The sequence below is a fragment of the Gluconobacter sp. P1D12_c genome (assembly GCF_018812105.1).
Classification (GTDB): Bacteria; Pseudomonadota; Alphaproteobacteria; order Acetobacterales; family Acetobacteraceae; genus Gluconobacter; species Gluconobacter oxydans_A.
This window is the reverse complement of sequence record NZ_JACSIQ010000006.1, coordinates 211,599-234,549: the sequence shown is the minus strand read 5'-3', so window position 1 is coordinate 234,549 and position 22,951 is coordinate 211,599. Positions and strand designations below refer to the sequence as shown.

Sequence of the window (22,951 nt, the reverse complement as noted above, 5' to 3'; positions counted from 1 at the left end):
TTCAGGAAACCTAACGCCGGCTAGAGGTTCTGCTCTCCGGCTCAGGTCCTGATTATTCGTTCAGTACGTTACGTTCATTTTTGCGCCTACGAAACGTGGCAGACCCGGCATGACACCATAGAAAGTGGCCTGCGTCCCGCCAGAAAGCCAGTAGCGGCGATCAGCAAGATTTTGCCCATAAACCGATACAGACCAATGCTGTTTCGGTGCCGCAAACGTCAGAAACGAGTTCACAAGGAAATAGGCCGGAGCACGGTAGATCCCGCCATCTCCAATATGCTGCGGCTGCGTCTGTGCGCCACGATAATTATAATCAACGTCAAAAGTCATTTTGTAGTCATGGAACATGGACCAGGTGTAGGTAGCCGCTCCTGAAAGAGTCAGATTGGCGAGCCCCATGTTGTAGCCATTATAGTTCGTATTCACAGGCGACCAGACACCCGTTGAGGCAAACTGGGCAGTTGTGGCACTGCGATTCAGGCTCTGGAACTGAGAGTAAGAGCCGTTCTGGTATCCAAAATTCTGTGTCAGCACGAGCCCATGAAACGGATGTGCTTCCATATCGAACTCAGCGCCATAAATGTTGGAGCGCGGTGCATTCACGTAGCCGCCCAACACACCATACGGTGGCACAAGGATGGTCCCGAGCAGCTGCTGGTCCCGATAATCATAATAGAAACCGGCTGCATTGAAGCGCAGACGCCGGTTGAACAGCATCGTTTTAAAACCACCCTCATACGTCAGAACCTGCTCGGCCTTGAACGGCTTTAGCTGGCTGGCCTGCTGGGTGATGTTGGCCGAAAATCCCCCTGGCTTGAAGCCACGCGAAAACATGACATAGCCCATCACGCTGGGATTGAACTGGTATTGTGCCCCGACACGTCCAGCGAACTGATTTGTCAGTGCCCCTGAATTGCCGAAGTTCTGCACATGCGTTCTGGCACCCGTATTCAGATCGTAATCAGCACTGACAACATTCAGCATCTGCCGGTCGTCCGACTCATGGCTGATCGCCCCGATCAGGGTCAGCTTCGGCAGAATGCGATATGAAAGCTGAACATACTGATTGAAGTTCTGCTGATTCTGACGATAGGACGTCTCATTCAGCGGTGTCGTCCCAGGCCGGTCTGATGAATCATACCAGAAATTCTGCGCCATCCGTGCACGGCTGTAATACATGCCGACTTCCCAGTGGAAGCGAGCATGCGGATCCCGGGACTCCAGCTTAACTTCCTGCGAGAAGACATTCGTCTGGTTATTGCGGAACATATTGCCATAGGACGCAACCGAGTTCGTCTGGTTGGTCAGTTCATGCTCGTCAACGGCTTCAAAAGCACTCAGCGTCCATAACCGGCCCCAGCTGAAGTCCTTCGTATAGCGGACATTCGCCCCCCAGAAGATATTGTCTTCCCTTGGCTTCTGATTGGCTCCGTTGATACCGATAATTTTCGCAAATCGCGGATCAAGTCCCCATTCGGTCTGCATGATATCCGACGTCACAGGAACGCCGTAGCTGTTATAGAAATTATGGCCCGAAGACGTCTCGGACTGGTCCGTCGTCCAGTGCCCACCAATGTCCAGCGTCGATGTTGCGTCGATTTTCCAGCGCAGCTTGCCACGAAGAGCTCCAATATTGGAGTTGCCGTACCCTTCGCCCTGCGAATTGTGCTGGAAACCGCCCCCCGTCATGGACTGCCCTGCCAAACGGAACGAAACCGACTTGGAAATTGGCCCGGAGACAAACCCCTCAACCCGGTTGCGACCATAGCTGGCAATATCTTCCGTCAGGCCCGCATGAAACTCGGGGGTAGGATCACCGGTATGGAAATTAATCTCACCACCGGTGGTGGACTGTCCATGCGTGAAACCCGACGCACCAGGCGCGACAGAAATGTCATCCATGTCAAACAGCATACCCGACGTCATAATACTCACCGGATAGGCCACACCATCGACATACGGCATGACGGACGGAGTGTTATTTTGGGTAAAATCCATCAGCCCGACACCGCGCAATGCAAAGTTCAGTGCAGAGCTTCCAAAAGACGGCTGAATAGTCAGATTTGGCGCAACACGAACGATGTCTGTCAGCTGGCGGACATTGCGGTTCTGCAACTCTTGACGGGAGAGTACCGTTTCAGAATGAGCCTCGTGCTGACCTGCGCCAGTTACCCCGCGTCGGGCACTAACGTGAACGACTTCATTACTCGCCGCGGATGCATCAACTGTACGATGCCGTACTGCTCCAGCCCCATGCTTAGCAAGCGGATGCACGCTCCGCTTCGCTGCCATTACAGCAGCATCCGCGCTTCCTACACAGGACAGAAGAGCTGTGGACAGAAGCGTTACGCGGAATGAGAGAACAGAACGGGAGCGGCAGGGCGAAACAAGGGACATCGGGCATTTCCAGATCGGCGATGTGAAGCAGTCAGGATGTGTCGCAATTCACCATGTCGGCGAATCTTGTATACCAGATAGAATACAAACCCTTTTTGTTCCACATTAAAAATGATCGAATCCGGAATATTCCTTTTCCGGATCTTCTGTTGTGCTTGTTCCCTCAAAAAAGGAGGCGCATAAAAGCTGCCATGGAAGCCCGGAAAAAATCGATGCAGCCAGCCAGCAACAACGTCATCGAGAACAGAATCATACAGGCCGTTCTTTCTGAAGAGATTTCACCAGGAGAGCGGCTGGGAGAAAAAGACCTAGGCGAGATCTTCGGCGTCTCGCGAACACTGGTGCGAGAAGCAATGATGCGCCTCAGTAGCCGAGGCATTGTGGCAGTCTCACCGAGGAGAGGCTGGTTCGTTATTGAACCTTCCGTCGAAGAAGCCCGGGAAACAATCGAAGCGCGCCGATCTGTTGAAATCGGTCTTCTCATGACTCAGAAGAATATTAGTGCAGAGACGATCAAACAGCTCGAAGCACATGTCCTAGAGCAGCAGCGCGCCATCGACGAGAATGACCTGGGTCGTCGGAGCTACCTTCTAGGTCACTTCCACGTTCACCTTGCCGCAGCGCTTGGCAATTCTATTCTGGCCAACATTCTTGAAGAACTGACAACCCGGATCGTGCTGATCGCCACCTTGTATCAATCCAAGGCAGACGCGCAGCAATCCTGCGACAACCACCGTCGACTTGTAAGCGCACTCCGCAAGAACAAGGTAAAAGATGCCGTAAAGATCATGGATGCCCATCTGACGCATCTTGATAAAGCACTCAGCATCCGGAAAAAAATGAAACCACGCTCTGCGGACCCACTCCGTGGCAAAACTTCTTTCGTCCCATAAGGCTGGTAGCACATATCGGCCTGGGCCGAAGTCATTAGCTCAAAGCGTTGCTTGCTAATGGCGCAGGGCTGACGGAGCCCATCATCAAATATGCTTCGCCCTAGGCGAAGTTTTCCAAACATATTTGATCTAACAGGAAAATGGTGAACCGGCTGGGACTCGAACCCAGGACCATTCGATTAAAAGTCGAATGCTCTACCAACTGAGCTACCGGTTCATCCGAGCGGATGGCTACCCCACAACCACTATGGAGGTCAACCTCCAGCAGCCGGAAAACAGCACTAGAATTTTTTTAGTTATGTTATAACATATTAAATAGTACCGATTCAGAGCCTGAAAAAGCCCCCGTATGCGCTCCAAAAATAACAATCTGACCAATCACTCCGCCGTAAACGATCGCACTGTACGGCATGAAATCTGGCAACGCTTTGAGGGGAACGAGTGGGATGCATTCGACCAGCTTCCAGCATCCATTCGCAGACGCCTGAACGAACACGTCTATGATGCCTGGTCCGTCAACGCCTTGGTTCTGTGGAAGCACTACAAGCGTATTTACGGCCGCACTCCGCGTGCCGAGCGCGCCCTGATCAAATATCTGGATTATTGTGAACGCCTCGAACGCAAGGCTTTTTCAGAGCGCTACACCGCTCAATGCGGCGCACCCTACCCTCATGATGCCGCAGGAGTGACAGTCCTGCGAACACCAGAGAACAAGCAGCAAGCCGCCTGAGCATCCCGTAAGACACTCAGAACAGCCAAAATAGCTTCAGGCCTCTACATACGCCTTAACGATGGTGTCCGGATCCTTGACGAGGCCCGACGAGCCAGCGCCACGCTTGATCTGATCGACATACTCCATGCCTTCAACAACCTTGCCAGCAATCGTGTACTGACCGTTCAGGGACGGCACGTCCTGGAACATGATGAAAAACTGGCTGTTTGCAGAGTGCGGAGCCATCGTACGGGCCATGCCAAGTGTGCCACGCTCAAACTTTGCCTTATCCGTGAACTCGGCCTTCAGGTCCGGGTAGCTGCTACCGCTGGTGCCTGTGCCAGTCGGATCACCGCCCTGTGCCATGAAGCCTTCGATCACACGATGGAACTTCACACCGTCATAAAAACCTTCGCTCGCCAGAAGCTTCAGACGCTCCACAGCCAGCGGCGCCAGATCAGGGCGCAGCTCAATGACGACCTTGCCGTTCTTGAGTTCGAAAACCAGCTTGTTGCCGTCGGGTACTGCGGTCTCAGACATCTTGGAACCTTCCAGAAATCAATGAAGGTTCCTATGTCGCCCTTCGACCCAGTTTCGACAAGACGAGACTTGCAACATCTTCGCTGACAAAGGAGGAAATATCGCCATCAAGACGAGCAATTTCCTTCACAATCCGACTGGCCGTCGTGCGATGCCCTTCGGAAGACAGCAGAAAGACCGTCTCAATTTCCGGCGCCAGACGACGCAACGCCCCAGAGAGCTGACTCTCAAAGTCGAAATCTCCCGCAGAGCGAAGGCCGCGCACAACCGTCCCAGCCCCAGCCTTGCGCACGGCATCCACCAATAGGGTATCAAACCCCAGAACCCTGATCCGGTCAGTATGAGGCAATTTAGAGACCTCTTGCCGCATCATCTCCAGACGCTCTTCCAGCGTCAGAAGCGGCTGCTTCCCCTCATTAACCGCCACACCAACCAGCAGGCGGTCAAAAAGAGTGGACGCACGGTCGATAATATCCAAATGACCGAACGTCACCGGATCAAACGTGCCGGGATAAAACCCGACACGCGGATCAGTCTGCCACTCAGGCATCAGGGGCTGCGTCACCCACAGAAGCCTCACCGTCCGTCACAGTGCCATCAACAGGCGCTGTACCGTCCGGCGTTGCCACGACATCCCCTTCGATCAGGTCGCCCTCTTCCCCATCATCTTCCACAACCGGGAAGACACAGATCACGGTTTCACTGTCGTTCAGGCGGAACAGCGTCACACCACTGGCCTGACGTGCCATGACACGCACCTGAGACACCGGCAGACGGATCAGACGACCCGTATCGGTCACGAGCATGACATCCGTGCCATCCAGCGTTGGAAGCGTTCCAACCACTTCCTTGCCGCGGCGATTGGCCGAGAAGGTCATGTTCGTAATGCCCTGACCGCCACGGCCCGACACACGATAATCATAGGCAGAGGAACGACGGCCAAACCCGCCATCCGTCACGGTCAGAAGTATTTCTTCCTGCTGTTCCAGCTCCTCGAAGCGCTCCTGCGTCAGATCGCCAGCGATCTCCACAGTGTCTTCGTCACCGGACACCACCTCTTCTTCAGCACCTTCTGCCAACGCAGCATTCTCGGCACGACGTTTTGCATTGGCCATCCGCAGATAGGCCGCACGCTCTTCAACGCTGGCATCCACATGGTTGAGGATACACAGTGAAATCACCGCATCCCCGTCACCAAGTCGGATACCGCGCACGCCCGAGCTGCCACGGCCGGCAAACACACGCAGCGTATCATCGGTGATCTGGAAGCGGACACAGCGCGCGTTCTTCGTTGCCAGGAACACGTCCTGACCTTCACGACACGTCGCCACACCAATGAGGGAATCACCCTCATCCAGCTTCATCGCAATCAGACCGGACGCCCGGATATTCCGGAAGTCGTTCAGGCGGTTACGACGAACATTGCCGCTGGCGGTCGCAAAGGTGAGGTGCAGGTCTTCCCACAGCTCCTCATCCTGCGGTAGCGGCAGAACAGCCGTAATAGCATCCGAACCAAGCTCTGGAAGCAGGTTGACCAGCGCGCGCCCCTTGGACGTCGGAGACGCTTCCGGCAGATGCCAGACCTTGGTGCGATACGCCTTGCCGCCCGAAGAGAAGAACAGCACCCACTGATGGGTATGGGCATTGAAGCTGCGAATAATGACGTCATCGCCACGACGGCCAGACGCCGTACGCCCACGCCCACCGCGGTTCTGCGAGCGGAACATCTCAAGCGGCGTCCGCTTGATGAAGCCGTCACGCGTGATGGTCACAACCATCTGCCCCGGCTCGATCAGGCTTTCGTCAGACTGATCGCCCAGCGCATCGGAGATTTCCGACATGCGTGGGGTGGCAATTTCAGCCCGGGCCGCCAGCAATTCATTGCGCATGACATCCATGCGACGACTGTGATTGCCAATGATGTCGAGCAGGTCGGCAATCTTGGCCGCAACTTCGCTCAGCTCACCCTGGATCTTCTCACGTTCCAGACCGGTTAGACGCTGCAAACGCAGTTCAAGAATACCGCGAGCCTGCGCTTCTGTGAGGCGAACCTTGCCATCATAGATGACATTGCCTTCGTCCTGGATCAGCTCCAGCAACGGCACAACTTCGCTCGCATCCCACTCGCGCGCCATGAGCAGCTCACGCGCTGTCGAGGCATCAGGGGCAGAACGGATCAGCGCGATCACTTCGTCAATGTTGGCAACAGCCAGCACGAGGCCAACCAGCAGATGCCCACGATCCCGCACCTTGTTCAGATCGAAGCGTGCGCGACGCAGAATGACGTCTTCGCGGAAACGAATGAACGCCTGCAGAACGTCCATCAGCCCCATCGTGCGCGGCTTGCCCTCATCGAGTGCCAGCATATTGACACTGAAGGACGTCTGAAGCTGCGTGAAGCGATAGAGCTGGTTCAGCACCACTTCCGGCGTCGCATCGCGCTTAAGCTCAATGACAACGCGCATTCCAGAACGATCACTTTCGTCCCGGATATCAGAGATGCCTTCGATTTCCTTCGCACGAACGAGATCGGCAATCTTCTCCTGAAGGGTTGCCTTGTTCACCTGATACGGGATCTCGGTGATGACGATCGCCTGACGATCCTTGCGGATCTCCTCGATCTCAGCACGAGCCCGGACCGGAACAGACCCACGCCCTGTCTCAAACGCCTTGCGGATACCGCTGCGGCCCATGATGATTCCGCCGGTCGGGAAATCCGGGCCGGGGATGATCTGCATCAGCTCATCCAGCTCGATCGCCGGATTGGCAATCATCGCCAGCGTGGCATCAATGACTTCGCCAGGATTATGCGTCGGGATGTTCGTGGCCATACCGACCGCGATACCCGAAGCGCCATTCACCAGAAGATTTGGGAACGTCGCTGGCAGAACCTTAGGCTCGTGCTCGCTCTCGTCGTAGTTGGGCTGAAAATCAACCGTGTCCCGCTCAATATCATCCAACAGGAACGACGCAGACTTGGCCAGACGGGCTTCGGTGTAACGCATGGCAGCCGGGCTATCGCCATCGACCGAACCGAAGTTACCCTGTCCATCAATCAGCTTGACGCGCATTGACCAATGCTGCGCCATACGAACCATGGCATCGTAAATCGAGCTGTCACCGTGCGGATGGTATTTACCCATCACGTCACCGACCGCACGCGCAGACTTGCGGTAAGGCTTATCAGACGTAAACCCACTCTCGCGCATCGCGTACAGGATGCGACGATGGACGGGTTTCAGGCCGTCACGCACATCCGGCAAGGCACGCGAGACGATCACCGACATCGCATAGGCCAGATAGGAGGAGCGCATCTCCTCCTCAATCGTCACCGGAAGACGATCGGAAGGTACAATATCAGTCGGCTCGTTCAGCTCGGTCAAGACAGGTCCACCACGCTAAAATACAGTCCGCACAGCATAGCCCATGCGCGGCCTACATGCCACACCCACCCCATTATGGCCTGTGAGACTGAAAAACGGTCACGTCCAGCAGGAAACTGCCGTCTTCTTCCAACCCCAGTCTTTCACGGACAGCTACAGGCGCACCACGCTGTAACGACCGGATGCCCTCTACCCGCTCCGCCGGCGTCCGTGTTCGTGATACCCAGCTCTCAAATTCCATCCGCAAACGGCTGCGTCTCAGGCTATCCACAACAAAACCGGATCTTCCGAGAGCAGACACCCATTCTGTCACGGCATAGTCCCTCACATGAGAGATATCCCGCATCAATTCCAACGTCTGGAGCCAACTATCGGACATAGCGTCTTCAGGAGCCGTAACATCCCCGAAAATAGCCAGACCTCCTGGCTTCAGAACGCGATGCACTTCTCTCAGACCAGCCTCAAAGCCTTCCCAATGATGGGCACTAAACCTGCATAAAACAGCGTCAAACACACAATCATCAAATGGAAGTGCTTGTGCGGCGCCCTGTTCAACAACAATGTTGCCAAGGCCACGGTCTTGAGCGGACCTGCTTAAAGCAGCCAACATTCCAGCCGTGACATCGCAGGCGACAACCTGCCCGACATGTGGCGCAACAGCATAGCTGACATGCCCCCCGCCACAGCCAAGGTCCAGCACACGTTCAAACCCGCCCCCTGAACAGCCCGAACCATCACGTCCAGATCATCGCCCTGATTATGCACCACGCTATTTACGTAAGATGACGCCCTGTCTTCATAATGCTTCGCAGCAAATTGTCCTGCCTGCCTAACCATCTGATTTTTCTCCCTTGAAGATCATCATCAGGCAATAAACAGTCAGGTATAAGATCCTATCTTATCATGGTATAAATTGCACCATGCCTACGTCTAGCCGTAAAACTCTTGGTCTGTTTCTTCGCTCGCACCGGGAAAGGCTTCCCCCGTCAGAAGCAGGCTTGCTGACTCCATTGCGTCGCAGACGCACCCCAGGGCTACGCCGCGAGGAAACAGCTCAACTCTGCGGGATCAGCACGACATGGTACACGTGGCTGGAACAGGGACGCGACGTCTCATGCTCGTCCGCCACCCTGTCGCGCATTGCCACGGCTCTGAAACTGTCCACGACAGAAAGACGCTACGTTTTCACTTTGGCAGAACTGCGAGACCCTCACGGGGATCATACCGAGCCAACTGCACCAGCTGCACTGCTCAGCCTCCCGGAACAGATCTCCAGCCCCGCTTATTTGCTCGATCCCTTGTGGAATGTTCTGAGCGCAAATTCCGCAGCCAAAATCCTTTTCGATGCCTGGCTGAACAGCTCAGAGACCAATCAGCTGCGCTATGTTTTTCTGAACCCCCATGCCCGAATTTTCCTTACCGACTGGCTAACCCGCGCCCAGCGGCTTCTGGCCGAATTTCGGGCCGATACAGTTTCGAGTGCCCGTACAGAACCTTTTCAGACGCTTGTCTCAACCCTTCAAAGAGAAAGTCCGGAATTTAACCGTTTCTGGGAAGACCAAAGCGTCCTCCCCAGAGAAGGAGGGCACCGGAGTTTTCAGCATCCAACACAAGGCCTTCTCCACTACCATCAAACAACGTTCATCCCGACAGCTCATACGGGCTATAAACTTGTCATTTTATCCAGAAGCACGACCACTCCGGATTCCACTCTATGAACCCGAACTACACTCTCCGCCCAGCCGATTTTTCCGAACAAGAAACACGCGACCTTTTGGCCCTTCACCTTGCCGGAATGCACGAAAACACCCCTGCTGGACACGTCTTCGCCTTGGATCTGGCTGCTCTCACCTCATCTGATATCGAGGTCTGGACTGTCCGCCACCGGGGCCACGTTGCGGGCATTGGTGCGCTAAAACGACTACGTGCTCAGGACGGTGAGCTCAAATCCATGCGGACTCATCCGGATTTTTTAAGACAGGGCATCGCCAGCACTCTTCTGGATCATCTCATTCACAGGGCACGCTCTCTGGGCCTGAAAAAGCTCAGCCTTGAAACCGGCCAGAATTCTTCTTTCGAACCGGCACTAAAGCTCTACAAGACCCGGGGCTTTCAATTCGGCGGACCTTTCGCTGACTATCAGGCCTCTGAGTTCAACCAGTTCCTTCATCTGTCGCTCTAAAACGGGCCTTTCACGCATAAAAAAACCGGACTGACACTGCCAGCCCGGTTCTCCGGAAAATCCCTTAGAACGGGATTTCATCATCCAGATCGTTATCTGGCGGAGCATCCCAGCCACCACCACGACTGCCCGACGCGCCGCCTGCGCTACCGCCGCTACTCCGAGAGCCGCCGCCAAAGCCACCTTCACTGCCACCGCTCCGGTTTCCACCACCAAAGCCGCCGCCGTTGTTGCTTCCGCCACCGTAGGACGAACCACCACCGTCGAAGCCACCACCTTCATCACCGCCACTGCGGTTACTGTCGAGGAGCACCAGCTCACCGCGGAAGCGATCAATCGTCACTTCCGTCGTGTAACGTTCCTGGCCAGACTGGTCGGTCCACTTACGGGTCCGCAGTTCACCTTCGAGGTAAACCTTGCGCCCCTTGCGCAGAAAACGCTCAGCCACATCGCCCAGGCGATCATTGAAAATGACGACGCGATGCCATTCCGTACGCTCGCGGCGCTCACCGGACTGACGGTCGTTCCATGTTTCAGACGTGGCGATCGTCAGATTGACAACCTTCCCACCTGACTGCGTGTTCCGGACTTCCGGGTCCTTGCCCAGATTCCCGACCAGAATCACCTTATTGACGCTACCTGCCATTCCGTACCAACCATTTATTCTCGAATTGTTCTTTTCATGCGGCTCAGAAAGCCCATCTATGAAATGATCTAGCATCCCTTTGGATGCGTTCCCATCTCACATTCTACTTTCTGCATAGTCTTCGGGGTTTTCGTGAGCTTTCCAGACAATCATTCGATCCGTGTCCGTGGTGCCCGCGCCCACAATCTCAAGAATATCGATGTCACGATTCCCCGTGACTCCCTGACGATCATCACGGGTCTCTCCGGCTCCGGAAAGTCATCTCTCGCCTTCGATACGATCTATGCCGAAGGTCAGCGCCGATACGTGGAAAGTCTTTCCGCTTACGCCCGCCAGTTCCTTGAACTGATGGGCAAGCCGGATGTGGACTCCATTGAGGGCCTCTCCCCGGCCATCTCGATCGAACAAAAAACGACGTCAAAGAACCCCCGCTCCACCGTCGGCACCATCACGGAAATCCATGACTACATGCGCCTTCTCTGGGCGCGCGTAGGTGTTCCCTATTCACCCGCAACCGGCCTCCCTATTGAAGCCCAGACGGTCAGCCAGATGGTAGATCGCGTCATGGCGCTTCCTGAAGGCACGCGTCTCATGCTGCTGGCGCCGGTCGTCCGGGACCGTAAAGGGGATTGCAAACGCGAATTGGCAGACCTGGCTCGCAAGGGCTTCACGCGCGTCAAAATTGACGGTGAGCTTTACGAAATTGCCGAAGCCCCCGAACTCAATCGCAAGACCCGCCACAATGTCGAAGTCGTGGTGGATCGGATTGTCGTCAAACCTGATCTCGAATCCCGTCTGGCAGACAGCTTTGAGACAGCGCTCGAACTCTCCGACGGTCTGGCCTACGCCGAAGAAGTCAGGCGTGCGGGAGAAACAGCTGCCCCCGCCCACATCGTTTTCTCCTCACGTTTCGCCTGCCCTGTTTCAGGCTTTACGATTGAGGAGATCGAGCCCCGTCTGTTTTCGTTCAATGCCCCGATGGGCGCCTGTCCCACCTGTGATGGTATTGGTACGGAAACCCATTTTGACGAGAACCTGATCGTCAGTGACGACACCCTGACACTTTCTGAAGGTGTGATTGCCCCTTGGAGTGGTGCCAGCACGGACTGGTATGACCAGACTCTTGCAGCTCTTGCGCGCCATTGCGGGGATACCATGAACACGCCATGGCGAGACCTGAAAGCCGAAACCAGGGATTTGATCCTGTACGGTTCCAAAGAGGCCATCGCCATTCCGTATCGTGATGGCAGCAAGGTCCATACCGTTACGAAGCCCTTTGAAGGCGTGCTCAAAAACCTGCGGCGGCGCATGGCGCAGACAGACAGCATGTGGGTCCGCGAGGAACTGTCGCGCTACCAGTCAGAAAAGCCCTGCCACACCTGCCATGGCGCACGCCTGAAACCTGAAGCCCTCTGCGTAAAGGTCAATGACCTGAACATCGCCGAAGCGTCGGATATGCAGATCCGCAAGGCACTGGACTGGTTTTCTGGCGTTGAAGTTACCCTCACCCCACAACGCGCGGAAATCGCACGCCGCATTCTTCGCGAAATCACGGATCGCCTACACTTCCTCGACGATGTCGGCCTCGACTACCTCACGCTTTCCCGCGGATCGGCCACACTTTCTGGGGGTGAAAGCCAGCGTATCCGGCTGGCGTCCCAGATTGGCTCCGGTCTGACCGGCGTTCTGTATGTGCTTGATGAACCGTCCATCGGCCTGCATCAGCGCGACAACGAGCGCCTTCTCGGCACACTGGAGCGTCTCAAACGCCTTGGAAACACCGTCATCGTCGTCGAACATGACGAAGATGCCATCCGTGCTGCTGATTACCTTATCGATATGGGGCCTGGTGCTGGCACGCGCGGCGGAAACGTCATCGCTATCGGCACACCTGCGGAAGTAGCCAAGAATAAAGAAAGCCTGACCGGTGCCTATCTTTCGGGTCGGAAGTTTATTCCAGTTCCCGAAAACCGACGCATCTCGGACAAAACACTCACATTGGTTGGGGCCAAGGGAAACAATCTCAAGGATCTGACTGTCGATTTCCCGCTGGGGACTTTTATTGCGGTCACCGGTGTATCAGGTGGCGGAAAGTCCACTTTGGTCGTGGATACCCTTTATAAAGCGCTGTCTCGGCAGCTCATGAAATCGAGCCAGTCTCCACTCCCTTATGACCGACTGGAAGGCGTAGAGAACCTCGATAAAATCATCGAAATCGATCAGTCTCCGATCGGCCGTACACCTCGTTCCAACCCCGCCACCTACACGGACCTGTTCGCCCCTATCCGGGACTGGTTTGCCGAACTCCCGGAATCCAAGGCACGCGGTTACAAACCAGGCCGCTTCTCCTTCAATGTAAAGGGCGGCCGTTGCGAAGCCTGTCAGGGCGATGGCGTCCTGAAAATCGAAATGCACTTCCTGCCTGACGTTTTTGTCACCTGTGACACCTGCAAAGGCGCGCGGTACAATCGTGAAACGCTGGAAGTGAAGTTCCGTGGCAACTCCATCGCTGATGTACTTGCCATGACTGTGGACGAGGCGTTGCCGTTTTTTCAGGCTGCATCGAGAATTCGGGACCGCCTCGCCATTCTCCAGCAGGTTGGTCTCGGCTATGTCGCCCTAGGCCAACAGGCAACCACGCTTTCAGGCGGTGAAGCCCAGCGCGTCAAACTGTCCAAGGAACTCGCCAAACGGGCTACTGGTCGCACACTCTACATTCTTGATGAGCCCACCACCGGCCTGCACACTGAAGACGTCCGCAAGCTGCTGGAAGTGCTGCATACGCTGGTTGATCAGGGCAACACAATTTTGGTGATCGAGCATAATCTGGAGGTCATCAAGACAGCAGACTGGCTGATCGATATCGGACCGGAAGGCGGTGATGGTGGTGGCAAGATCGTAGCCGCAGGAACACCGGAAGACATTGCTGCCTGCAAAGCAAGCCATACTGGCCGTTTCTTGGCTCCCCTTCTGGATGCCCCCGGTGTCAGGCAGCACCGTGAGCCCACAGGCAAAAGAATCACTCAGGCGATGATTGCCGCCAGCTTGCCCCAAAAGGCGGAGCGAACCCCAGCCAAAACGACAAAAGCGCCTAAGGAAAAAATAGTAGCGGACAAGAAACCTCGTGGCCGCCCCTCAGGCTCCCGCAACAAAACCAAAGCCTGATTCCTCAAGTCCTGAAGAGCTCAGCTCTTCAGGACAACAAAAGACGCTACGCAAGCCAAGCTACAAAAAGGTGTCAAAGGCCGTCGTCCCAATGCCTTCCGGACCAAAGTGATCGGGAGCCAGAGATCCAGCCCCTCGACAGGCGACACCAGAACAGTAATCGCAAAAAACGCAGCCATACCCTTTCCAATCGGGTATGCTGGTGCAAACTCCGCGGCAACAATCAGCATACGAGACGGCACCCGGATTAGAGCAATCATCAGCGCTCAGCGGTCCGGATCATCCTCCCAGAACAATCCATTTGCTCCCTTCTGAGAAGAATTACCGGCTAACTGGTCGGCAGTTATTTCTGCTGAGTGCCGAGATGCTCTTTCCCGCGCTGGCGCGCCAGCTTCTCCTGTAGCTCACGGGCAGCATATCGCTGGCGCTGTTCTTCTGTCCGTTCGTTATGACAATGGGGGCAGGAGACGCCTTGTACAAACATCGGAGAAGCCTTGTCTTTCTCACTGACAGGGCGACGACAGGCGTGACAGACATCGTAGCTGCCAATTTCCAGACCATGCTTCACAGAAACACGCTGGTCAAAGACGAAACATTCCCCTTCCCAGAGGCTTTCTTCCTCTGGAACAGTCTCCAGATATTTCAGAATACCGCCTTTGAGATGGTAAACTTCGTCCAGTCCCTCTGCCTTCACAAAAGACGTGGATTTCTCACAGCGAATTCCGCCTGTGCAGAACATGGCAATCTTTGGAACTCGACCTTTGGCCTCAAGCTCCTTGCGCCGGTTCCGGAACCACTCCGGAAATTCGCGGAATGACCGTGTTTTGGGGTCTTCAGCCCTCTTGAATGTCCCGATCGCGACTTCGTAGTCATTCCGGGTATCAATCACGATCGTATCCGGATCAGAAATCAGAGCATTCCATTCATCCGGTGCCAGATACTGACCAACATCCTTGCGAGGATCGATATTCGGCTGCCCCATGGTAACAATCTCTTTCTTGAGACGCACCTTCATGCGGCGGAAGGGCATTTCCGGCGCACGGGACTCCTTGATTTCAAGCTCCTCACATCCTGGCATCGCCCGAATATGCTCCAGAACCTGTTCCATTCCGTCATCTGACCCGGCAATCGTTCCGTTAATACCTTCTGGTGCCAGAAGCAGAATGCCCTTGATCCCCTCGCGGTCGCAGACCTCCTGCAAAGGCCCGCGCAACGCAACGATGTCTTCAAACGGCGTGAAGTTGTAAAGCGCGACGATACGGATCGGCGGAAGAGCATCAGACACAGGGCAACCATCCAGCTCTGCGACCGCAGGCAGACCCACGATCAGGTGATAATGTGCCCCCGCCAATATCAGGCTCGCGCCTTCAATTCCAGAAAACTCCTGAACCTGGGCCTCAAGCGACTGAGGCGGTTGCTGCTTCTGCGAGAGGTAGTCCACGATCCTTGATCACACGACGCACCGTCTGAATGACCTGCGATCCAGTAATCAGACGCGTGCATTCAAACTGCCGCTCTGTTCCCTTGTGGCGGGGGCACCAGAAGAAATCCTTGTGATCGAACTGATGCCTCGGATCGTTCCAGCACGAATTGCAGGTATGCCAGTTGATAATGCGATATGGCGTAAAGAATTCATTATTCGGATGCGTAAAGCCCGAAATCATGACGACAGGTGTGCCCGAGGCATGCGCCAGCCAAGCTAGCCCACTGGAGAGACCAATGAAAAAACTAGCGTGCTTCAGCCAACGCGCACGTTCTGACAAAGGGCGGCTGCCAGTCTCGTCTTCCGCGCCATGGGGAATATGATTGTACACATACCCTGTTCCATGGAACGTTTTCTGATCAATGCAGATCACACGGTATCCGGCAGATTTCAGGAAACCAATCACCTCCTGCCAGCCAGCCGGATTATTCCAGTACTTGCACTGAGTACTGGCCTGCGTCGCAATCACCACATACGGCCCCTCAATAGGCGGGGTATCCCCATCCTGGATCGTAATGCCTGGAGGGTTATCGTTCCAGGGATCAACACCCAGAATATAAGCTGCAGTCCGGTGCAGACCTACATGCCGGAAGTCCGTTGGCTGATGTGTCAGCTCCGTATCCGTGAAAAACAGACCTATATTGTATGAAGCGTAGAAACTGGACGTGAACGCCTTGTTTGCCTGAGCTTCATCGTGCCCGACCAATGTGATGTCTGGATTAGCCTCTTTCACCAGAGGCAGAATGACATCTGCAACTGAGCAGGACACCTTCGCGCCCGTCTGCTGCGCAAGGCGAATAGCTGCCGGAAGCCAGGCAATCGTGTCTCCAAGCGTTCCAACAGGCAACTGCACCAAAACAGGCCTTCCCGTGAGGGATAGCTCGTGGTGCAGAATGTCCTCCCGCGTACCGTCAGGCTTTTCCAGCCAGACATCGATCAGGAATGGAACAAAGTACTTTTTGGTGGATGAGACCATGCCGCCTTTTAAACGGGCGTCGAAGAGAATATTCCCAGTCGAATAATCTGATAGTCTCACGTGCCATTGCCCCAGTTCCGGGGCAATATCCGGTACCATGACACGGGCACCATCATTGAAGTCAAAGCGGACGCCCTGCCCTCCTTCCACAACTGGAACAGGCGGAATGGCCAGATAGGGGCTCTTCTCGTCCTCCTTCTGCGCGGGGTTACCGTCAGCAGGAGGAGCACCTTCCTGTGGAAGACCGGAGGCAGGCGTTACAGTTTCTGCAGGCTGGGAAGAAACAGAGGTCACATCAGACATCAGTAAAAGCGTCTCCAAACCGTTCCCGCAGGCCGTACAGAGACAGAAAGCCGCCTCTACCGCACCCACAAAAGCAGGCTCAATATTAAAAGTCCAAAACCATGTTCAAACCTGAATTCATCTCTTGAAAAGAGACTTTTCACAGTCTGCCACAAAACAGTGCCAAGGTTAAAATGAACTCAAGATCTTTGGACATTAAAAGAAACGTTCACCCTTTCAAGACAGATCGTTCCCAGAACGGAAATGCTATGCAATACCCAAAGGATCATGACAGAGCATACTGCAATCCGTGGCCCCTTCCTGACCTTCCATGCTGACCCTTTTGCGGTCGATCCTATGGCTGCACTTACGCACCAGCCTGACGGCCTGATTCTTTGCAAAAATGGCATCATCACCGCTGCAGGCGCCTGGGAAGATCTGAGAGACCAAATCCCGGAAGGTACTACCGTAGATCATTATCCAGACCGGCTGATTTCAGCCGGAATGATCGATACCCACGTCCATTATCCCCAGCTCCCTGTGATCGCCTCATATGGAGAACAGCTTCTGGAATGGCTGGAGACCTATGTCTTCCCTGCTGAAGCCCGTTACGCAGATATTACTTATGCACGCCAGATCGCCCGCAGTTTCCTGAAAGAACTTCTCCGCGTCGGCACCACAACGGCCGCCGTGTACTGCACGGTTCACCCAGAATCCGTGGACGCATTTTTTGAGGAATCAGAACGACTCAATACCTGCATGATCGCAGGCAAGGTCCTGATGGATCGGAACGCCCCAGATAACCTGCGAGACACCGCCCAGTCAGGCTATGATCAGTCCGCCGCCCTGATAGAGCGCTGGCACGGACGCGGACGGCAGCTTTACGCCGTCACACCACGCTTTGCCCCTACCAGCACACCCGAACAACTGGATTTGGCTGGATCTCTCCTTGCTACCCGCTCCGACCTGTTTATGCAGACGCACCTGCTCGAGAACCGGTCTGAGATCGAATGGGTCAAGGAACTCTTTCCCACCCGTTCATCCTATCTGGACGTGTATGACAAGTCCGGCCTTCTGCGCCCTCGCGCGATTCTGGCTCACGCCGTGCACGCACAGGAAGAAGACTTCCAGCGCTGCCATGATACAGGCTGCTCCATCGCACACTGCCCCGGTTCCAACCAGTTTCTGGGCAGCGGGTCGTTCCCCCTGTTCAACGCCTTGAAACCCGAGCAACGTGTCAAAGTCGGCGTTGGCAGCGATGTGGGAGCGGGGCCCTCCCTGTCTCTGCTTCAGGTCCTCTCCGACGGCTACAAGGTCGCTCAGGGGTTAGGCACGAAACTTCATCCTGCTCAGGGTCTCTGGCTGGCAACCGCCGGAGGTGCTCAGTCTTTAGGGCTTGAGGATCATATTGGCGCCATCAAACCCGGCCTGCATGCAGATCTCTGTATCTTCGATCCTACTGCAACACCTCTCGGGAAAATCCGGACCCAGACGGCTGAGACCCTGTCCGATCTCCTGTTTGCCCTCACGATGCTAGGCGATGACCGCAGCATCGAGGCCACATACGTGGCTGGTCGGAAGGTTCACAGCCGGAATTAATATCTGACCCGAGGGGCTTCAGCCGAACCTGCGCTGCCGTCCTTCGGCCACTGGTTCCTCAGGCTCAGCGGACAGTCCCATCAGAATTCTCTCATCAGGTAGATCAGCCACTACAATTTCTGCTTCCGGATCAACAGCCAGTGTCCGACGGACGTTGAACAACAGGTGCAGAAAAATGGCGGATAATGCCCCAAGAGTAATACCACTTCCGAAGACAATCTGGGCCCACATCGGAAATGTGTCAGAGATATGAGGCTGCGCCGTCGCGAGCATTCCCAGTCCGATGCTGGTTCCCACGATAATGACATTGCTCTGACGGTTGAAATCCACCCGCGTTAGCGTCTGCACACCAACCACAGCCACTGTCGCGAACATCGCAAGAGCAGCCCCGCCCAGAATCGGTAACGGAACCGCCGCCACAATCGCCCCGAGTTTTGGCAGACAGCCCAGCATCATCATGATGACAGCCGCAGATGCCACAACCCAGCGGCTCTTCACGCCCGTCATACGAACCAAGCCGACATTTTCTGCAAAGCAGGTATAGGGAAAAGAGTTGAAGATCCCACCCAGCAGCGTTGCAATACCATCAGCTCGCAGCGTCCGCGCGATATCCTCTCGAGTAATGGTTTTCCCAACGATTTCGCCAGTCGCATAAACGTTGCCGATCGTCTCAACCATTGTGATGACCATGACGATCACCATGGAAAGAATTGGCACCATATGGAAAGTCGGCGTCCCGAAGAAAAACGGCTGTGTCACTGAAACGAGCGGTGCAGAGGTCACGCCATCAAAATGGGCGTCGCCCAAAAGCCAGGCGGCCATCGTCCCGACACATAGACCAATCAGCACGGCGATGGTCGCGATAAACCCACGAAACAGGCGCTGCACAACCAGAATACTTGCAAGCGTTCCGAGCCCATAACACAGGCTTCGCAAAGGCACTTGATCCTGCACCAGTCCCGGTCCACGCCCGGAAACAATGTCATTAGCCGCAACGGGCAAGAGCGCCAGACCAATCACAAGAATAATTGAGCCTGTCACGACAGGTGGAAAAAACCGCACGAGTTTTGCAAAATGCGGCGCTAGAAGCAGGGTGACAATTCCCGCAACAATCACCGATCCGTAGATCGACAGAAGCCCGGGCGTTCCACCGCCCACCGCCGACCCGATGGCAATCATCGGCCCAACGGCCGTAAACGTCACACCTTGCAGTAGCGGCAGACGAACCCCTACCGGTCCGAAACCGACAGCCTGCAACAGGGACGCAATCCCACAGGTGAACAGATCCGCATCAATCAGATGGATCAACGTTTCCTGTGGCAGGTGCAAAGCCCCCGCCACAAGGATCGGGACAATCACCGCCGCCGAATAAAATGCAAGAATATGCTGGAAACCATAAGCCCCCAACCGCCAGAGGGGGAGCTTCTCGTCCACAGGATGAACCGCAGAGGTATCAGACGCCATCAGGTCTCAGCTTCCACGATATGTGGAATATCCATAAGGCGCAGCCAACAGCGGAACATGCGCATGCGTGCCCTCACCTAAACCGAACACAATCGGCACAACATCCAGAAAAGGCGGATCAGACAGCACATGCCCCGCCGCCCGGAAATACGCCCCGATCTCGAATTCCAGACGATAGGTGCCACGTTCCAGCGGGAGTTCCCGCAAGGCGGGACAACGCCCATCATGATCCGTCACGCCCTCGAAAAGAACAGCATCTTCCTGAGAAAGCCGGAAAGACACCCCGGCCGCCGGACGGCCCGAGACCGTATCCAGAATATGTGTGGATAATGAGCTCATGATGTCACCAGATCTTTCAGTCTCAACCCTGCAATCGCATCAATCTGCGAGAGGGCTTCCTTCAGTTCTGCGTCGGGCGTCCCGCCCAGACGACGTTCCATTTCATCCATAATGACCGTCTTGGCCACCTGTCCGGGGCCCGCGACTTTACGCACGCAGATCACAAACGGCATGGAAAAAGCTGTCTCATAGGCCGCATTCAGCGTCTTGAATCGCTCGTATTCCGCAGGCGTCAGACGATCCAGCCCGGCAGAAGCCTGCTCGGATGCAGACTCCGCCGTCAGATCCGGGTCAACTCCCGCGCGATGCCCAAGCTCAGGGTGCGCCCTAACCAGTGCCAACTGAGCCTCTTCGCCCGCATTCCGCACAACAGCAGAAAACGCCGCAAGCATGGCCTCTACACCAGCAAATGGCCGCGCTGCCAGAGCACCTTCAGCCACCCAGGGCGAATGCTCGTAAAGTCCACCAAACGTCTGGAGGAAAACATCCGACGTCATGGCATTCACATCGGAAATCTTCATGCCGGATGCACACTCATCCAGTGCCGCGCAATATCCAGCCGGGATGCCACCCAGACATCCTCATGGGACGCCACATGCTCCAGAAAACGCTGAAGGGCCAGCGCACGCGCAGGCTTGCCGACCAGACGGCAATGAAGCCCGATAGACATCATACGCCCACCTTCCGCGTACAGCATGTCGAACGCATCCCGCAGATACCGGAAGAACTGCTCGCCCTCTGTAAAGCCATTAAGCGCCGCGAACTTCATGTCATTAGCATCAAGCGTGTAAGGCACAATCAACTGCGGTTTGCCATGGGAGCGATCATAGTACGGTAGATCATCTGCGTAAGAATCTGCATCGTAAACAAAGCCGCCTTCTTCCACGACCAGACGGGCCGTGTTCGGGCTGGTGCGGCCCTGATACCACCCCAACGGGCGCTCCCCGACCACTTCCGTATGAAGCGCAATCGCCTCACGGATATGCTCGCGCTCCACGTCTTCCGGGAAATCCTGATAATCGATCCAGCGCAGACCGTGCGTGGCGATTTCCCAGCCGCTTTCCTTCATGGCGGCCACTGCGTCCGGATTGCGCGCCAAAGCTTTGGCCACACCGAACACGGTTGTGGTCATGCCAGCCTTTTCAAACAGGCGCTGCAAACGCCAGAATCCAACGCGACTCCCATATTCGTAAAGGCTTTCCATCTGCGCACAGCGCGCGCCAATAATGGACTTCGTCCCGACCATTTCAGACAGGAAAGCCTCCGACCCCGCATCTCCATGCAGGACCGAGTTTTCCGCGCCTTCTTCATAGTTGATGACGAACTGGACCGCGATCCGCGCGCCATTTGGCCATTTCGGATCAGGCGGCGTGCGGCCATAGCCGATCATGTCACGGGGATAAGTGTTTGTGCTCATCTATGCTACGCCCCCATCAAACCGTTGGCGGATCAAGGCTGATCAGTTCTTCAGTGTCATAGGACAACAGGCTTTCCAGATGCTTCTCACCGTCTTCAACAAACAGGTCACGCGCAATACCGCGCGTCAATTTCTCAACGCCAAAGCGCATGCCGCTGATGGATGCTCCTGAAAGACCCATGCTGGGCATGGACGCAAACGTGAAATTGTAGATTGCTGCCAGCATCGGTGCCTTCGGATCGGCCGGATCTTTCGGCAGGAACTGGAAGCGCTGACCCAGATACGGATGGCTGGACAGAAGCGTGCTTTCTTCCCCTTCTGGCGCCGTGAAATGGTCGCTCCACAGCATGACGGAGTCCGCAAAATCCTGCGTTTCCGGACGATGCTTCAGATCAATCGAGAAACCCGTACCAATAATCAGGAAGTCAAAGCGCATCTCGCCGTTGGGCGTTTCGACCACAATCTCATCGCCATCCGTACGCGCAGAATTCCACGGAGTACCGGGATGGAACGCAAAGTTCTCATGCTTGCGGCAACGCCAGAACGTATCCTGCGGCGGCGGCTGGTTCAGATTGTAGATGCAGCGCATGAAGCGCCAGCGGGTCAGATCCGGAAGCTCCGAGAAATGCGCGAGAAAGCCCGCGTTTTCCATCCAGCGGTACGGATTGATAGCTGGAATCTTCGTACGACGCAGACACAGGTCCACACGGGCCACACCGGATTCCAACGCCGTCGCAGCATTATCAAAAGCGGATGCACCAGCACCCAGAACGCCGATCCGCTTACCTTTCAGAGCGGCGAAATCAATATTCTCATGCGTATGGGCATAAACCGGCTTCGGAAGATTGTCTGAAATGAACGGCGGGACAAACCATGCTCCACCACCGTCAATCCCCGTAGCCAGAACCATCCGGCGCGCCCAGCGCTTCGTCTCAACACCGGCAGCGTTCCGGAAGGTTAGACGCAGCAGGCCGTCCGTCCACTCCACATGCACCAGTTCCTGATCGTTGACGACCGGCAGTTCCAGGGTATCACGCACCCAGTCCAGATAAGACTGCCAATCATGCCGTGAGATCTTGTCGAGCGACTGCCAGGCTTCCTTGCCATATCGCGCTTCATACCAGGACTGTGGCGTCAAATTGGGAACACCCAGATCCGGACCCGTCACATGCTTTGGCGTCCGCAGCGTGATCATTCGAGCAAATGTCACCCAAGGGCCTTCCCCACCCTTCGATGCACGCTCAAAAACCTGTGCATTCGTCACACCCTGACGACGCAGTCCGAAACAGGCCGTCAGGCCACCCTGTCCGCCGCCGATGATGGCAACATCCAGAACATCTTCCCCATCTTTCTGAACCGGAATATTCCAATTCCCCGTCGCATACCTGATCTTCGCCAGATCCTCATGAACCTGCGCCGAAAGGGTGGCCAGGCCGTCAGTCGGGGAGGAGGAACGTGTCATGAGCATCTTAT

At 55.5% G+C, this 22,951-nt stretch carries 20 protein-coding genes and 1 tRNA gene; 6 read left to right on the top strand and 15 right to left on the bottom strand.

The genetic code is table 11. The features are described from left to right. Positions 1–60: 60 nt before the first annotated feature. Positions 61–2,397 carry a TonB-dependent receptor gene (locus tag KP705_RS09070; RefSeq protein ID WP_215764333.1) on the bottom strand — a complete coding sequence of 779 codons (2,337 nt, stop codon included), beginning with the start codon at positions 2,395–2,397 and terminating at the stop codon, positions 61–63. Positions 2,398–2,450: 53 nt separating this feature from the next. Here KP705_RS09070 and KP705_RS09065 point away from each other — a divergent pair, with 53 nt between their 5' ends. After that, positions 2,451–3,290 (top strand): GntR family transcriptional regulator, encoded by an 840-nt coding sequence (locus KP705_RS09065; protein ID WP_235271753.1) that lies wholly within the window; start codon positions 2,451–2,453, stop codon positions 3,288–3,290. Between the two features lie 141 nt (positions 3,291–3,431). Here KP705_RS09065 and KP705_RS09060 read toward each other — a convergent pair. Further along, positions 3,432–3,507, bottom strand: a tRNA-Lys gene (locus KP705_RS09060). Positions 3,508–3,639: 132 nt separating this feature from the next. On the opposite strand from KP705_RS09060, the gene KP705_RS09055 reads away from it, so the two are divergent. Beyond that, entirely contained in the window at positions 3,640–4,020 is a 381-nt protein-coding gene (locus KP705_RS09055) for a DUF6525 family protein (protein ID WP_046900544.1), read from the top strand. A 36-nt stretch (positions 4,021–4,056) separates the two neighbouring features. Here KP705_RS09055 and KP705_RS09050 read toward each other — a convergent pair whose 3' ends face one another. The 4 genes from KP705_RS09050 to KP705_RS09035 form a co-directional block, all read right to left on the bottom strand. Then, positions 4,057–4,542: a peptidylprolyl isomerase gene (locus tag KP705_RS09050; RefSeq protein ID WP_046900543.1), complete on the bottom strand. Its 486-nt coding sequence runs from the start codon at positions 4,540–4,542 to the stop codon at positions 4,057–4,059. A 31-nt stretch (positions 4,543–4,573) separates the two neighbouring features. Beyond that, positions 4,574–5,092: a pantetheine-phosphate adenylyltransferase gene (gene coaD, locus KP705_RS09045; protein WP_215764355.1), complete on the bottom strand. Its 519-nt coding sequence runs from the start codon at positions 5,090–5,092 to the stop codon at positions 4,574–4,576. Beyond that, a complete protein-coding gene (gene gyrA, locus KP705_RS09040) occupies positions 5,085–7,925 on the bottom strand; it encodes a DNA gyrase subunit A (protein ID WP_215764332.1) in 2,841 nt (946 codons plus the stop codon). The genes coaD and gyrA overlap by 8 nt, the downstream gene beginning before the upstream one ends. Before the next feature lie 73 nt (positions 7,926–7,998). Beyond that, positions 7,999–8,625 carry a class I SAM-dependent methyltransferase gene (locus tag KP705_RS09035; protein ID WP_374195560.1) on the bottom strand — a complete coding sequence of 209 codons (627 nt, stop codon included), beginning with the start codon at positions 8,623–8,625 and terminating at the stop codon, positions 7,999–8,001. A gap of 220 nt (positions 8,626–8,845) precedes the next feature. On the opposite strand from KP705_RS09035, the gene KP705_RS09030 reads away from it, so the two are divergent. Further along, positions 8,846–9,643, top strand: coding sequence for a helix-turn-helix transcriptional regulator (locus tag KP705_RS09030; RefSeq protein WP_046900539.1), 798 nt, complete (start codon positions 8,846–8,848; stop codon positions 9,641–9,643). After that, positions 9,640–10,107: a GNAT family N-acetyltransferase gene (locus KP705_RS09025; protein WP_046900538.1), complete on the top strand. Its 468-nt coding sequence runs from the start codon at positions 9,640–9,642 to the stop codon at positions 10,105–10,107. The genes KP705_RS09030 and KP705_RS09025 overlap by 4 nt, the downstream gene beginning before the upstream one ends. 64 nt (positions 10,108–10,171) lie before the next feature. On the opposite strand, the gene ssb is transcribed toward KP705_RS09025, so the two are convergent. Continuing rightward, positions 10,172–10,753, bottom strand: coding sequence for a single-stranded DNA-binding protein (ssb, locus tag KP705_RS09020; protein ID WP_046900977.1), 582 nt, complete (start codon positions 10,751–10,753; stop codon positions 10,172–10,174). A gap of 132 nt (positions 10,754–10,885) precedes the next feature. Between ssb and uvrA the strand changes: the two genes are divergently transcribed. Beyond that, a complete protein-coding gene (gene uvrA / locus KP705_RS09015; protein ID WP_215764331.1) occupies positions 10,886–13,918 on the top strand; it encodes an excinuclease ABC subunit UvrA in 3,033 nt (1,010 codons plus the stop codon). Between the two features lie 20 nt (positions 13,919–13,938). Here uvrA and KP705_RS09010 read toward each other — a convergent pair whose 3' ends face one another. The 3 genes from KP705_RS09010 to KP705_RS09000 all read right to left on the bottom strand — a co-directional run bounded on the left by KP705_RS09010 (position 13,939) and on the right by KP705_RS09000 (position 16,680). Continuing rightward, positions 13,939–14,178 (bottom strand): hypothetical protein, encoded by a 240-nt coding sequence (locus KP705_RS09010; RefSeq protein ID WP_046900536.1) that lies wholly within the window; start codon positions 14,176–14,178, stop codon positions 13,939–13,941. 83 nt (positions 14,179–14,261) lie between these two features. Beyond that, complete coding sequence (locus KP705_RS09005; protein ID WP_200898340.1) at positions 14,262–15,203, bottom strand: rhodanese-related sulfurtransferase; 942 nt, start codon at positions 15,201–15,203, stop codon at positions 14,262–14,264. 112 nt (positions 15,204–15,315) lie between these two features. Then, a complete protein-coding gene (locus KP705_RS09000; protein ID WP_046900535.1) occupies positions 15,316–16,680 on the bottom strand; it encodes an autotransporter strand-loop-strand O-heptosyltransferase in 1,365 nt (454 codons plus the stop codon). A gap of 267 nt (positions 16,681–16,947) precedes the next feature. Here KP705_RS09000 and guaD point away from each other — a divergent pair, with 267 nt between their 5' ends. Continuing rightward, a complete protein-coding gene (gene guaD / locus KP705_RS08995; protein ID WP_215764330.1) occupies positions 16,948–18,258 on the top strand; it encodes a guanine deaminase in 1,311 nt (436 codons plus the stop codon). A gap of 18 nt (positions 18,259–18,276) precedes the next feature. Here guaD and KP705_RS08990 read toward each other — a convergent pair whose 3' ends face one another. The 5 genes from KP705_RS08990 to KP705_RS08970 are packed head-to-tail and all read right to left on the bottom strand — an operon-like array spanning position 18,277 to position 22,946. Next, the gene (locus KP705_RS08990) at positions 18,277–19,722 is read right to left on the bottom strand and encodes a nucleobase:cation symporter-2 family protein (RefSeq protein WP_046900534.1); all 1,446 of its coding nucleotides are present in this window, start codon (positions 19,720–19,722) and stop codon (positions 18,277–18,279) included. Between the two features lie 6 nt (positions 19,723–19,728). Further along, on the bottom strand, positions 19,729–20,061 hold the full coding sequence (gene uraH / locus KP705_RS08985; protein ID WP_046900533.1) for a hydroxyisourate hydrolase: 333 nt from the start codon (positions 20,059–20,061) through the stop codon (positions 19,729–19,731). Continuing rightward, positions 20,058–20,582, bottom strand: a complete 525-nt coding sequence (gene uraD, locus KP705_RS08980; protein ID WP_046900532.1) for a 2-oxo-4-hydroxy-4-carboxy-5-ureidoimidazoline decarboxylase — start codon at positions 20,580–20,582, stop codon at positions 20,058–20,060. The genes uraH and uraD overlap by 4 nt, the downstream gene beginning before the upstream one ends. After that, positions 20,579–21,478 carry an allantoinase PuuE gene (gene puuE / locus KP705_RS08975; protein ID WP_046900531.1) on the bottom strand — a complete coding sequence of 300 codons (900 nt, stop codon included), beginning with the start codon at positions 21,476–21,478 and terminating at the stop codon, positions 20,579–20,581. Before puuE ends, uraD begins: the two co-directional genes overlap by 4 nt. 16 nt (positions 21,479–21,494) lie before the next feature. After that, the gene (locus KP705_RS08970; protein ID WP_046900530.1) at positions 21,495–22,946 is read right to left on the bottom strand and encodes a SidA/IucD/PvdA family monooxygenase; all 1,452 of its coding nucleotides are present in this window, start codon (positions 22,944–22,946) and stop codon (positions 21,495–21,497) included. Between the last annotated feature and the right edge of the window lie 5 nt (positions 22,947–22,951).

Excerpts from the sequence above, each read along its gene's own strand:
- KP705_RS09070 (WP_215764333.1), bottom strand. The coding sequence starts at position 2,397 with ATGTCCCTTGTTTCGCCCTGCCGCTCCCGTTCTGTTCTCTCATTCCGC.
- KP705_RS09065 (WP_235271753.1), top strand. The coding sequence starts at position 2,451 with ATGTCGGCGAATCTTGTATACCAGATAGAATACAAACCCTTTTTGTTC.
- KP705_RS09055 (WP_046900544.1), top strand. The coding sequence starts at position 3,640 with ATGCGCTCCAAAAATAACAATCTGACCAATCACTCCGCCGTAAACGAT.
- KP705_RS09050 (WP_046900543.1), bottom strand. The coding sequence starts at position 4,542 with ATGTCTGAGACCGCAGTACCCGACGGCAACAAGCTGGTTTTCGAACTC.
- coaD (WP_215764355.1), bottom strand. The coding sequence starts at position 5,092 with ATGCCTGAGTGGCAGACTGATCCGCGTGTCGGGTTTTATCCCGGCACG.
- KP705_RS09030 (WP_046900539.1), top strand. The coding sequence starts at position 8,846 with ATGCCTACGTCTAGCCGTAAAACTCTTGGTCTGTTTCTTCGCTCGCAC.
- KP705_RS09025 (WP_046900538.1), top strand. The coding sequence starts at position 9,640 with ATGAACCCGAACTACACTCTCCGCCCAGCCGATTTTTCCGAACAAGAA.
- ssb (WP_046900977.1), bottom strand. The coding sequence starts at position 10,753 with ATGGCAGGTAGCGTCAATAAGGTGATTCTGGTCGGGAATCTGGGCAAG.
- KP705_RS09010 (WP_046900536.1), bottom strand. The coding sequence starts at position 14,178 with ATGATTGCTCTAATCCGGGTGCCGTCTCGTATGCTGATTGTTGCCGCG.
- KP705_RS09000 (WP_046900535.1), bottom strand. The coding sequence starts at position 16,680 with ATGTCTGATGTGACCTCTGTTTCTTCCCAGCCTGCAGAAACTGTAACG.
- guaD (WP_215764330.1), top strand. The coding sequence starts at position 16,948 with ATGACAGAGCATACTGCAATCCGTGGCCCCTTCCTGACCTTCCATGCT.
- KP705_RS08990 (WP_046900534.1), bottom strand. The coding sequence starts at position 19,722 with ATGGCGTCTGATACCTCTGCGGTTCATCCTGTGGACGAGAAGCTCCCC.
- uraH (WP_046900533.1), bottom strand. The coding sequence starts at position 20,061 with ATGAGCTCATTATCCACACATATTCTGGATACGGTCTCGGGCCGTCCG.
- uraD (WP_046900532.1), bottom strand. The coding sequence starts at position 20,582 with ATGAAGATTTCCGATGTGAATGCCATGACGTCGGATGTTTTCCTCCAG.
- puuE (WP_046900531.1), bottom strand. The coding sequence starts at position 21,478 with ATGAGCACAAACACTTATCCCCGTGACATGATCGGCTATGGCCGCACG.
- KP705_RS08970 (WP_046900530.1), bottom strand. The coding sequence starts at position 22,946 with ATGCTCATGACACGTTCCTCCTCCCCGACTGACGGCCTGGCCACCCTT.